Consider the following 11,812-nt stretch of genomic DNA (forward strand, 5'->3'; position numbering starts at 1 on the left):
TTCACCGGCTTCTTGTTCATGACCGATCCGGAATTTCTTTGAATATATAGTTGTGGAATAATAAAAAGTCCAGAATCTGCGCGACCGACTCGCTTACCGGCTGTCTGTCCGATTCTATAATGATTTCCGGTCGGAGCGGAGGCTCATAAGGAGCGGAAATGCCGGTAAACTCCAAAATTTCCCCGGCCTTCGCTTTTTTGTACAGCCCTTTCGGATCTCGCCTTTCGCATTCGCCCAGCGAACATTTCACATAAATCTCGATAAAATTTCCGTTGCCGAATATCGATCGCGCCATATCGCGATCCGCGCGGTAAGGCGAAATGAACGCCGTAACGGTTACAATCCCCGCATCTACAAATAGCTTCGCCGTCTCCGCGATTCTGCGATTATTTTCTTTGCGGTCTTCCGGACTGAATCCGAGGTTCCGGTTCAAGCCGTGACGGATATTATCCCCATCGAGCACGTAAGAACGGCAATTCAGGTTGAATAACTCCTTCTCGATTTCATAAGCCAAAGTCGATTTCCCCGAACCGGACAACCCGGTTAACCATAATACGCAGCTCTTGTGTTTATTCAACCGGCAGCGGTCTTCTCTCCCGATTTGGGATGGGTGCCACGTTATATGTTGTTCCGACAACCACTATCCCTCCCCCCTATGTTTCATACCCTCCAACAATATTTCCGCAACCTCCGGTCTCGTGAATTCCGCAGGAGGACAGATACCGTCCCTGAGCAAAGAGCGGACTTTCGTGCCCGACAAATGCATATGCGCCCGAAGAAACTATACTTGGACCGTTAACCCTGCGGCGCATTAATAGGCGATTTGACCAATGCGAAGAAGCCGATGAGATCAACTCGTCGATTTCACCGGCTTCTTCAGCACAGGCCATACCGTGACGGAGGGATCGGCTATTCCTGGACTCCGAGCAGCTTCAACATACCCGAGAAAGCCTCAAGATCGACCGTTATCGGTTCCATGCGATACCCGATGTCCCCAATACCCGAGCTTATCTGTTGACGCTCGCCTTGACCGATGAAATAGCAGTAGTCCAGTTGGACAATGTTGCTCATGTACCAATACAACGGATTTACATAATTAGGCGAGAACAGCTCGAGCACACGTGTTCCGGATTGGCAAAACATAAGATTGGTCAACCCGGCTCCGTGCGGTGCGACAATGATATCGGCGGAAGCGAACGTTCGGATCTGGTCGGCTACCGGCATATGTCCGGGTACGATGATTTTAAAGCCGCAGGACTCGACCATTTCCGTGATGCGGTCTTCATTCGTCACAACGCGATGAGCGGCATCTCCGCGGCTGACATAAATACGTTCATATCCCTCGATAAGACGGGAATGCACGCTGTTCATCAGTTCCGAGCGCAAATATTGAATCGCCCACTTGGCCATGGAATGCGGAGTAAGCGGCAAAAGTTGAAGCATTTCCAGAGAGGGAACAACCAGCCTCTTTGCTTTCAAGTGCATCCCTCTTCTGCTTTGCATGATTTTATGGCCGGGTATGCCAAGCATGGACAGCGTTTCGGTTTGGAATGCGGCGGAGTCATTGCCGTTGATCAAGTATTTGTCAATAGGGATGCCGCTTAGATCCAGCAAGTGAATTCGTGCCAACACATCGCCCAACCAATGGTAATAATTCGATTCCCAAGCGTAACTCAAAACGGCGACGGTCTCGGCGGTATAGTCGGCTTGAGGCAAATCCGCATGCTGAAAAACGGGATGGGCCGCATTCGGAAAATGATATTGCATCGATACGTCCCATATCAACTTGTTGTCCGGGGCAATGACCGCAATCGTCCGGTCTTCCGCCACCCAATAACGGCCTTCGGGCAATACGCCGACGAATGCTTTCGGTATGCCAACGGATTTGGACCGGAAGTTCGGATGATCCTGCGCATCGGGTCCTGCCGCTTTCGTGAGGCTAACCGTCTCCTCCGGGTACAGTACGCCTTGCAACTCGTGATCGGGGTACTTTCTCGAACGGGATGTCTCGACCCAGCTCCACAACGATTCGTATATGCCGTCCGGAATGGCTTCTCTCATACTGACACCCTCTTTCCGCGTTATGCCCGGGCCGGATTTCAATGTCCGAGCCGGCCTTTGGAACATGTGCTTGGTTCGATATTCCAAGCGCATGGAAAAAAGCAGCTGCCGCAAAGGCAACCGCTTCCGGTGCGATATTTGTGCGGATGGCGTGCTTCAATCGTCTTCCTCTTGGGCTTTTATCAGTTCCTTTTGTGCTTTTTCCGCTTTCTTCCTCGCTTCTTTTTCCGTCTTCCTCTTCTCTTTATCCGTTTTCTTTTGTGCTTTTTCCAGTTCTTCTTGCGCTTTTTCCGCCTTTTTTCTTTCTTCCTTAGCCGCTTTCCTTGACTCTTTCTCCGCTTCCTCTTGTTCTTTTTCCAGCTCTTCTTGTGCTTTCTCCCGTACTTTTTGCTCTTCTTCAGCTTGCTTTCCGGCATCCTTATTCACTTCTATATTGACCCTCCTTTACGATTTCTCTATATGAAATGCAAAAAATACGAGCCATGACTCGGACAAATGCAGCAGTATAAATCGACCATTTTTAGATTATAAGTTTCCCCGCTCTCTCCGTGCAGGAAATGTACATTTTTTATAAAGTAAGCATTCATCCATACGCATATAGAAGACATGCATACCATAACAAGTACGAAGCGGTTGGACTTTGAAGAGAGGTGCTTTTATGCTGCTCCACGGGCTGGAGAAGGATCCTGTTTTTCGACATCTCGATACGCGGCTTCTGGTTAGCTGTCCGTCCAATGAACCGGATGAAGGGGGACTCTATTTACTTGATTTTAAACATAATGGCTTGAAGAAGCTGTATACGGGCGGTTGTATGGGTATAACACGGGTCAACGATCGATTCATCGTCGCAACCGACGCCAATCAGATTGTTGTTTTGGATGAGCGGTTCCAATTGGTTTCAAAATCGGAACAAGGCAAACTGGACTTTCACGGCGTAGCGAAATTCAACGAAAAAATCGTTCTGATCGCGGAAACGGCGATAGACGCGATCGGTTGCTACGAGGTCGACACGTTCACGCGGATCGGGGAAATTCGATTCCATCCGGATAACAAAGATATGCATCATATCAACGACATCTGGTTGGAAGAGAGCACCTTGTACGTTTCGATGTTTTCTCCCTTTGACGAATGGTATAAAGACCCGCTAAAAAGAACGGGTGCGATTGGCGCGATCGACCTGACCCGGTTCGCCCCGGACGGCAATCTCGACGTTAATCCGTCGGATCATGTCGTTGTCGGGGAATTGCACATGCCGCATACCGTTATGATGCATAAAAACCAATTGGCTTATTGCGACTCCATGTCGTTTCGTGTCATTGTCGGGAAGCAGACGGCGATACAAGCGGCGGGCTTCACGCGCGGACTTGCCCTAACGGACAATACGATATTTTTCGGCCAGAGCAGGATGAGGCATGTTCTGCGGATACCTCATCAGTTTTCAAACTGCTGTTTGGACGGCGGAATCTATGTATACAATCCCGAATTCAAAATATCCCGCTTTGTACCGCTTCCGGAGCAGCAAGTATACCAGATTGTTATGGTTTGAACGCAAATAGACACTTGCACTTGTCAGCTTGATTGATATATTCACCTAACACGGGCACGCTTGTTCAGCATAAATTGTTACATGGCGTTATGTATCAGGAGGTTGATGCTCATGTCAAAAGATACGGCGCATTCGACACAGTTCGAGGAAGCCAAAAAGCTCTTTAAAAAGGGAATTGACGGAGATAAGAGAGCGGTGAAAGCGGCATACGAAAAGTTCAATAAACTTCGTGCCGCCGACCCCCGCGACGCCCTTATCGAAGCCTATTACGGCAGCAGCCTGACTCTGCTCGCGCGGGATGCGGTTCAGCCTTTGGATAAAGCGGAGAAAGCGCAAAACGGGCTGGATGCGCTCGATCGGGCCGTTTCTATGGATCCGAACCAGAAAAGAATCCGAATGCTGCGCGCGAACGTTTGCGTAAGGCTGCCGGAAGTTTATTTTCAAAGCTCGAATACGGCGATCAAGGACTTCACTTATTTGCTGGACCGCTATCAGGAAGATTCCGATTATCTGTCCAAAAAGCAAGTTATTGAAATATTGCGGAATCTGGTCAAAGCCTACCAAACCGCGGGGAAACCGACCGAAGCGGCTGCCGCCTTGAAGCGTCTCGCCAAATTCGAAAGAAAAAAATGATGAAATAAAAAGAGGTGAAAGAGGGGCAGGATGCTCGATGAGTAGGAGAAATAAGCTTGATAAAGCGCTGCTTATTCTTGGTTATTTTGCAGCCACATTTATCCTTGTCATATCGGTCATGGGAATCTATCTGGCGATCCTCAAGCTGTTCAATAGCGGAAAGACGATAATGCTTTCGCAGGAGGAAACGGAATCGAAATTGATACCGGATCGTTCCGTCGTGCACATTTCCTGCGGAGCGGCAAAAAATAAAGAGAGAAAGGAAGAAATACATTGACGAGTCTATCCATAAAGAACGCCGCAGTTGCAACCGACAGCACATTCCAAGAGAAGCTTGACAAGGCGATCGAGCTGCATAAGGAAGGCAACGGAGGCAATATATCAGCCATCCAGGAAGCATACCGGCTGTTGGAACAGCTGCGCCATGACCATCCGGGGCACCCGCTTGCAGACGCCTACCATGGCGCGGTAATGAATTTAATCGCACGGTACAGCACGAAGACGTTCGAAAGGTTGAAATATTCGAACCGCGGACTGAAACTGCTCGACGAAGCGGTCGCCGCCGATCCGAATAACCCCAAAATTCGTTTGCTTCGCGGGAAGGTAGCTTACGCGGTGCCGGAGAAACATTTCCACCGGACGGCTACGGCGATAGAAGACTATAAATTCCTCATCGATCACAGTATGCGCGAGAATGGCGCTTTAACGGAAGGAGATTCGAAGCTGGTCTACGAGCTCGGCGAGGCGTACTACCGGATCGGACGGAACCAGGACGCGGCCAACTGCTGGAGAAAGTTGGAGAACGATCCCGAATACGGACAAACCGCCAAACAAAAGCTTCAATCCGTAGCAGGCAGACCGGCGGTTGAAGAGGTACAATCCGACGGCCTCGGAATGTCCGACTTCATGGGAGTCATTGCTCTCGCCACCGGGAAGGCGCTCCTGAAATGGGTCAAGCACGAGGAGAAGAAAGCCCGTAAAAAACGCAAGAAAAAGGAACGCAGACGCCGCAAGCGCAAGCACTGAGGAATAGGCCCTGAAGGGAGGTGAATGCATGTCCAAATTTTTGAAAACGTTGATTAAAACGGTAAAGAAAGAGTCCAATGGTTTCGCCGAAAAGTTCGTGGTTGCAGCTAGAGGCGGAGCCGAAATAACAGCCCAACAAATTTTGGAAGCTGCTTCCAAGCAAAATCAGCCTTCCGACGTTATACTCGGAAAAGTCATCGATGCTGTGAAAGCCGGCCTTGCTCAGACAGGTCAGCAAATGATGACCGCGGGAGTCGATCTTGTTAAAGGAGTCAGCTCACAGGAAGATTCGTCTACGCCTTCCAAGTCATCCAAATCGTCCGATTCGATAAATAACGAACTGATGTCGGCGGAAATCGATCTCTCTAACGGAGCCGGCCCGCATGACGATACGTCCAAGTAGTCCGATTCCAAGACATGATTCATGCGGCAAGCGCGAAAAGACCCTAAGCCGATAAGCTTAGGGTCTTTTCGCGTTATATTCGATAGCCGGCTGACGATTTTCATAACGGCGCCTTTCCGACAAAAATACCTGCGCCGCATTCAAGCGCAGGTATCCATGTGCCGCCATTCGATTATCGGCAGCTCAACTATATGGATTCAACCGGTGACGGATCATTTGCGGATTGAAATATTCAATCATGTGTATCCCTGGAACGGTATCGAAATAAATGCGGTACTGTTTGTATGGCACCATCGCGTTTGCCCGAGAAAAATGCAGCTTGAACGGATTATGAAACAAATCGACCGACTCCGGTTCGCTTCTCCAGCCGTAACCGGTCAGCTTGCGCGAAGTTTGCAAACCGAGCTTGCTGATCGTCTTGCCAATTCCCTCCTGCTTGGCGGCCAGCGCCTCGAACATCGGAGCAGGCACATATTTCGAGCAGACGAGCGCAATATTGTGCGATACAACGATATTGTTTTTCTCGCTGATCAGGATCGATTCTCTTCTGTAATAAGGAGCTCCGGAGATTTCACCGGACTTTTCGAGATCCCCATCCTCGATCTGCTCCTGCGCAATAACGCGGACCGACATTTTATCGTCCATCAGCGTTTCGAGCGTATCAGTCGTCCTCCCGTCGGTCCTTAACAATAGTTCGAACAACAGCTTCTCCAAAAAATCGACTACCGTTCTCTCATGGTGCGCATCCATGCCCTTAAACTTTGCCCCCGTCATGAACACCCCTCCCCTCCATTACCGTTCGGGAAGCAGCATGATCTCTCCGCTACATCTTGCCTCTATACAAGCCGGACCCGTACAGACCGCTCCAGAACGCGTAGAACTGGTCGATATTGATTTGCTGAGCGGCATCGGAGAGCGCAGCCTGCGGATCCGGATGCGTTTCGACCATGACGCCATCCGCGCCGGCGGCGAGCGCCGCTTTCGCGCAAGGCAGCAAAATGTCTTTGCGGCCGGTCGAGTGGCTCACGTCAACGAGTACGGGCAAATGGGTTTCCTGCTTTAAGAGCGGAACTGCGGATATATCGAGCGTATTGCGGGTCCATTTCTCATAAGTGCGAATACCGCGTTCGATCAGCATCACTTGTTCGTTTCCTTCGGACATGATGTATTCCGCCGCCAGAACGAACTCGTCGAGGGTAGCGGCGATGCCGCGCTTGAGCAGCACAGGCATGTTCGTCTGTCCGGCCGCCTTTAACAAATCGAAGTTTTGCATGTTCCGGGCACCGATCTGGATAATATCGATATACTGGGCTGCGGCCTCCATCTGGGACGGGGTCATGATTTCGCTGATCGTAACCATATCGAATTCGTCCGCCACTTCCTTCAACATTTTCAAACCCTCCAAGCCAAGTCCCTGAAAGTCATACGGCGACGTTCTCGGCTTGAACGCGCCCCCGCGCAAGATGCCCGCGCCGACGCTTTTCATCGCCGCAGCCACTGCTCTCATCTGTTCCAGGGACTCGACGGAGCAAGGACCGGCAATCAGGACGTGCGCGCTTCCGCCGATTATGGCATCCTTCACGCGGATGATCGTATCCTCGCTTTTCGTTTGGCGGCTTACGAGCAGTTTGCGCTGCCCTCCGGCCTGCTGCCGGTCTTGGGAGAGCGCGAATATGGCTTTAAACAACTGTTCCAATGCCGCATGGTCGACAGGCCCGGGATTTCGCTTCGCCAGCCCGTCAATCTTCTGCTTCTCCTGCGACGGATCGTATTTGGGCAAGCCGAGGGATTCCATCAATTGGCCGATAGCCCCGGCAATACGCACTCGTTCATAGAGGAGCACCAGCAGTTGTTGATCGACGGCATCCAATTGATTTTGCAGCTGTTCCACATGCTCATTCACGCGCGCTTCCCCCCTTTTCCTTCACTCGCTCCACCTATTACCTTGTTATTTGCTTGCTGCATCAATTGCGCCGCTCTTTTATTTTGCGGCTCGCGAGTGAGCACCTTCTCAAGCGTACCGATCGCTTTTTCAATCTGATCCGTTTTCATATAGCATTCGGCGAGCGATACCCATGCCTCGGCATCGTCCGTTCCTTTGTCGATACAGTACAGGAATTCATCCAAAGCCGCTGCAGGATCTCCTCCGAGCATCCCCGGCGTATTTAACAGTCTGGCACCATTAATTCTTCTGGCAAGCGGTAGTGTCGGATCGATTTCGAAAGCGGCCTCGATTTCTCTTTTCAGCATCGGAAGGAGTTTGATTTTTTCGGTCATGCTCCAACCGTTTTCGATCAGACGTCCCAAAGCCGCAGCCAGCCAAGCATGCGCTTCCGCGCTGCAAGGATCCAGCGCCGCCGCCTCTTCGAACAATTCCCGCGACTGCTCGTACTTGCCGTTTCTAATCTTGTGAATTCCGCGCGTCAGCAAGTCTTTCAGCAATATGGATTTGCCCGCCTCGGAGGCGCCGATTTCCCGGCTGTGAATATAGACCGGTTTCTTCGCGGGTGCATTTTGCATGAGCTCCTCCCGGTTAAGCAACGCGCCGTCAGCCGCGATTTCCACGATGACCGGCACCTGTAACGCTTCCGACAACCGCGTTCGGACCTCTTCCTCCGACCACTCGGTGCTGCGGTGCGAATCGAGAATGAAATGCAATCCGCTCTCTTGTTCGATCGCTTTCCAAGCATCGGGTGCGGGAGATAAGGCGTATACGGCTTCCTGAACGTCCTTGCCGTCCAACACAACCGTACCGATTCGGATTCTGTCTTTTAGCCGGCCGTAATGGATGAGCTTGTTTCCGGCACGGCCGCAAGCGCAAGAAGCCGGCTCGACAGCGATTACGTCTTCATTGAAATACCTCAGCAGCGGCGAAGCTTGGTGCGACAGCGTCGTGATCGCGGCGAACCCTCTCTCGCCCGGCGCGGCATAACCGGAGCCGTCTTCCTTGAACACCTCGACGAAAAAGTCTTGCTCCGCAATATGCATAACTCCATGCTCGCACATCGCCGCGATATTGGCGGTTTCGGTAGAGCCGTACAAATCGAATACCGGAACGCCCCATAGTCTCTCGATATGTTTCCTGCGAAGCTCGCCCATCACTTCGCCCGCCGCACAAATGGCCCGCAGGGCGGGAAAATGCGCTTTCGCATTGAAACCGAGCAGCCGCGCCGCTTCCGCGAGCAATTCCATCTCGCGCGGATGCCCGGCAATAACCGTAACGCGAGTGCGCTGCATCAGCTCGAGTACTCTCGGATAGGGCGTTACGAGATTGCGTCCGCTGGCGGGTACGACGACAGAGCCGGCTTGACGTGCGGCATGCTGCATCAAGAACGCGGGAACCGACATCGCATACGGAAACCGGATCAGCACGATATCTTCCTCGTTCAAGCGAACGCCGCATTCTCCCATTTGTTTGCCGCCGGTTTCCAGATCGTCCTTCGTAAACCAAGAAGCGGACGGCTCCCCGGTTGTCCCGAATGATTCGTGGTATTGCGCCACATCTTTCATTTCGACGGCAAGATGGCCGAAGGCGCCTGCCTTCCGCAAATCCGATTTCGTGGTGAGCGGCAGCGTTGAAAGGATTTGTTCGAGACTGGCCTCTGCAAGGTTATAATCCGCTAACTTTTGTTTATAGATAGGCGATCTCGTTATTCGAGCCAACAAATCCCTGATATTCCGCTCCTGCTCCTTTTTGTAGGACATGAAAACGCTCCTCCTCGACTCGATCCTTCTTTCATCGAACAAAGACTCTGACGGCTTTGCCGAACGTGCGAGGCAAACGTGACTTGATGATGACATCGCACTCGATCCCGACGCGCTCCTGCATATAAGCGCGAACTTTCTTAGCCAGTTGTTCATCGGCAAGCGCGGTGCGAAACGGCTCTACTTCGATTGTCAAGCGGCCTTTCTCGAGGATGAAATGATACCACATGCTTACTTCCGGAATTTCCAGCAGGAAGTTTTCCAGCAGGAACGGGGGGTAGTCGACGCCGTTCAAAGGCAGCATCGTCTCCATTCTGCCTCTGAGATGCAGGACATCCATCGTAATGCCGCAAGCGCATTTCGATTTGTGCAAATAGCCGATATCCCCGCTGCGGTAACGCACCATCGGCATGCCTTCGCGCAGCAGCGTAGTGACGACGATCTCGCCGGTTTTGCCGTACCCGAGAGGGGCGCCCGTGGCGGGATCGACGATTTCCGTTTTGACATGGCCTTCCATAATGTGGTAGCCTTTATGTTCCTTGCATTCTACCGCTACTACGCCGCATTCGGTCGAACCGTAGAAGAACGTCACTTCGCAGCCCCACCATTTCTCCAGCCGTTCGCGGAACGTGTAGGAGCATCCTTCCCCGGTCAGCACGATTCTGCGCAAACGGATATCTACCCCCGGCCGAATGCCGAACCGTTCGCTTTCTTCCGCCAGCAGCGCCGCGTAAGAAGGCGTAGTGACAAGCACGGTCGCTTGAAACTCCTTCATCAGCTCCAGCGACTTGTCTACGGGGGCCATATATCCGCCCTTGCCGAGGGAAAGAGTGGCGGTTCCGAATGCAAATTGAAACAATCGCTGAAATCCGAGGCCGGGAAGCGCGAATTCGTACGGAAGCGCGATGGCGGCGATATCGCTGTCCGACTCCTGGAACAGCTCCAAATATTTGGGGAGCAAATCGTACACGTATTGATCGGCCAGCGTGTAAGACGTATAGATCGGTTTTCCGGAAGTGCCGCTGGTCAGGTGAACTTGGCCGATCTCCTTCGGCTCGACGCATAACAGCTTCATCTTATCTCCGCGAATGACGTCTTTTTTCAAGAGCGGCACGGAAGGCAGCTGCTCCAAACTATCGATTTCCGGCTGCTTGAAGCCGGCTTCTTCCATTTTGGCCCGGTAATACTCGTTATGGTGCCAAACGTGCTGCAGAGTCAAATTGATAGCCTTCAACTGGTATTGTTCGCGTCTTTCGCGCGGCAGCTTTTCAATCGTTACACCTTCATCGTCCAACTGGCTGAAAAAAGATTTCAGCTGTTCCAAATGAGACGTATGTTCATCGACCGAGACCGTCATTTTATGCGATTGGGTTTTCATGCGCGCCCTCCTGTTCATGTGACGAAAACTGTGGCTGCTGCGGACCCCGGAATCCGCTTTGCCGAGCGCCAAACGGCACTCGGCTGCTATAAGTTTTCTTACTCAACGCAATGGTAATGGATTTCAGAACGGTTAACAATCAACAGAGGCCTACTAGGAACAAAATTGGTATAAACATGCATGCCCGATATAGCCTGGCGATTGGTCTGCTCCGCCGCTATACGGGCGAATCTATTCTTGTGCATCGCTATTGCGCGGGCCGTACAGCTCGTCGTCTTCCTGGTTGTCCCGGATCGTTTTCTGCAGGACGAACGCGGATATCGTGAGATAAAGCGCGGCGACGGCGTAATAGCCTTTTTCCGATAGAGGCTCCTCAAGCGTGTAGATGCCGATGAACATAGCCAGAAACGCACTAGCGAACGAAGTCCAAGCCATAAACGAAAATGCCGCCGTATTTCTTCTCATTATCATGTCTAGCACCTCTTTTATAAGGATTGGATCGCTCGCGCCTGTCGTGGAAGGTCATACGCCGTGCTGTTTTTAGCGCTACATCCTAGTACCTGATCCTATAGAAGCTCATGCGATGCTGCGAATAGTACTAACTTTTCGTAGTACCCGGGGATATGGTACACTTTGAACCTGAATATAAGCACGTTTGGAAGGAGGCGGATTGATTGTTCGTGCAGCAAAGGCATCAGACGATCATTCAAAAGCTGAATAAGGAGCAATCGATCAAAGCGTCGGAGCTGATGGACTTGTTCGGCGTGTCGTTCGAGATGATCCGCCGCGACCTCGAGTTTGCGAGTATGTTGTCCCCGATGCCGCATTATACCGTTGTTTTGATCGGTGGCGTCATTCGCAACGCCGAGCATAGCATCATCGGCGATTTGGCGGAACAGTTTGCCGAGCGGTTTCATCCCGATCTGTTTTTCATGAGCATGACAACATGAACGAAGCGTTCAAACGAGTCAAAGCAAACAAAGGATCTCTCACGGAATCGACGAGATAGGAGTAGATGAACTCAGGCAATATCTCCAAGAGAACGGGAAGAAGAGGAATC

14 protein-coding genes and 1 pseudogene are annotated in these 11,812 nt (G+C 51.6%); 6 read left to right on the forward strand and 9 right to left on the reverse strand.

What is annotated here, in order from left to right; translation table 11 throughout:
• Positions 1-16 precede the first annotated feature (16 nt).
• The 4 genes and pseudogenes from cysC to FE784_RS09815 all read right to left on the reverse strand — a co-directional run bounded on the left by cysC (position 17) and on the right by FE784_RS09815 (position 2,487).
• On the reverse strand, positions 17-637 hold the full coding sequence (gene cysC, locus FE784_RS09800; RefSeq protein WP_139602013.1) for an adenylyl-sulfate kinase: 621 nt from the start codon (positions 635-637) through the stop codon (positions 17-19).
• Positions 638-640: 3 nt separating this feature from the next.
• Positions 641-769: pseudogene (sat, locus tag FE784_RS09805) on the reverse strand (sulfate adenylyltransferase); the annotation flags it as partial.
• A gap of 140 nt (positions 770-909) precedes the next feature.
• Entirely contained in the window at positions 910-2,061 is a 1,152-nt protein-coding gene (locus tag FE784_RS09810; RefSeq protein ID WP_176706095.1) for a glycosyltransferase family 61 protein, read from the reverse strand.
• A 156-nt stretch (positions 2,062-2,217) separates the two neighbouring features.
• Positions 2,218-2,487: a hypothetical protein gene (locus FE784_RS09815; protein WP_139602015.1), complete on the reverse strand. Its 270-nt coding sequence runs from the start codon at positions 2,485-2,487 to the stop codon at positions 2,218-2,220.
• Positions 2,488-2,719: 232 nt separating this feature from the next.
• On the opposite strand from FE784_RS09815, the gene FE784_RS09820 reads away from it, so the two are divergent.
• The 5 genes from FE784_RS09820 to FE784_RS09840 all read left to right on the forward strand — a co-directional run bounded on the left by FE784_RS09820 (position 2,720) and on the right by FE784_RS09840 (position 5,669).
• On the forward strand, positions 2,720-3,607 hold the full coding sequence (locus FE784_RS09820; RefSeq protein WP_139602016.1) for a hypothetical protein: 888 nt from the start codon (positions 2,720-2,722) through the stop codon (positions 3,605-3,607).
• A gap of 111 nt (positions 3,608-3,718) precedes the next feature.
• The gene (locus FE784_RS09825) at positions 3,719-4,240 is read left to right on the forward strand and encodes a hypothetical protein (protein ID WP_139602017.1); all 522 of its coding nucleotides are present in this window, start codon (positions 3,719-3,721) and stop codon (positions 4,238-4,240) included.
• Between the two features lie 37 nt (positions 4,241-4,277).
• On the forward strand, positions 4,278-4,517 hold the full coding sequence (locus FE784_RS09830) for a hypothetical protein (RefSeq protein ID WP_139602018.1): 240 nt from the start codon (positions 4,278-4,280) through the stop codon (positions 4,515-4,517).
• A complete protein-coding gene (locus FE784_RS09835; protein ID WP_246131969.1) occupies positions 4,514-5,266 on the forward strand; it encodes a tetratricopeptide repeat protein in 753 nt (250 codons plus the stop codon). The genes FE784_RS09830 and FE784_RS09835 overlap by 4 nt, the downstream gene beginning before the upstream one ends.
• A 28-nt stretch (positions 5,267-5,294) precedes the next feature.
• Positions 5,295-5,669, forward strand: a complete 375-nt coding sequence (locus FE784_RS09840) for a hypothetical protein (RefSeq protein WP_139602019.1) — start codon at positions 5,295-5,297, stop codon at positions 5,667-5,669.
• A 183-nt stretch (positions 5,670-5,852) separates the two neighbouring features.
• Here FE784_RS09840 and FE784_RS09845 read toward each other — a convergent pair whose 3' ends face one another.
• The 5 genes from FE784_RS09845 to FE784_RS09865 form a co-directional block, all read right to left on the reverse strand.
• Entirely contained in the window at positions 5,853-6,443 is a 591-nt protein-coding gene (locus FE784_RS09845; protein ID WP_246131970.1) for a 4-hydroxybenzoate synthetase, read from the reverse strand.
• 49 nt (positions 6,444-6,492) lie between these two features.
• On the reverse strand, positions 6,493-7,572 hold the full coding sequence (locus FE784_RS09850) for a bifunctional 3-deoxy-7-phosphoheptulonate synthase/chorismate mutase (RefSeq protein ID WP_139602020.1): 1,080 nt from the start codon (positions 7,570-7,572) through the stop codon (positions 6,493-6,495).
• Entirely contained in the window at positions 7,569-9,374 is a 1,806-nt protein-coding gene (locus FE784_RS09855) for an AMP-binding protein (protein ID WP_139602021.1), read from the reverse strand. The genes FE784_RS09850 and FE784_RS09855 overlap by 4 nt, the downstream gene beginning before the upstream one ends.
• A gap of 31 nt (positions 9,375-9,405) precedes the next feature.
• Positions 9,406-10,752: a phenylacetate--CoA ligase family protein gene (locus tag FE784_RS09860; RefSeq protein WP_139602022.1), complete on the reverse strand. Its 1,347-nt coding sequence runs from the start codon at positions 10,750-10,752 to the stop codon at positions 9,406-9,408.
• 231 nt (positions 10,753-10,983) lie between these two features.
• Entirely contained in the window at positions 10,984-11,220 is a 237-nt protein-coding gene (locus FE784_RS09865) for a YiaA/YiaB family inner membrane protein (RefSeq protein WP_139602054.1), read from the reverse strand.
• Positions 11,221-11,432: 212 nt separating this feature from the next.
• On the opposite strand from FE784_RS09865, the gene FE784_RS09870 reads away from it, so the two are divergent.
• Positions 11,433-11,702: a DeoR family transcriptional regulator gene (locus FE784_RS09870; RefSeq protein WP_246131972.1), complete on the forward strand. Its 270-nt coding sequence runs from the start codon at positions 11,433-11,435 to the stop codon at positions 11,700-11,702.
• Positions 11,703-11,812: the final 110 nt, after the last annotated feature.

It is taken from the genome of Paenibacillus hemerocallicola (assembly GCF_006265175.1).
Lineage (GTDB): Bacteria > Bacillota > Bacilli > Paenibacillales > NBRC-103111 > Paenibacillus_AB > Paenibacillus_AB hemerocallicola.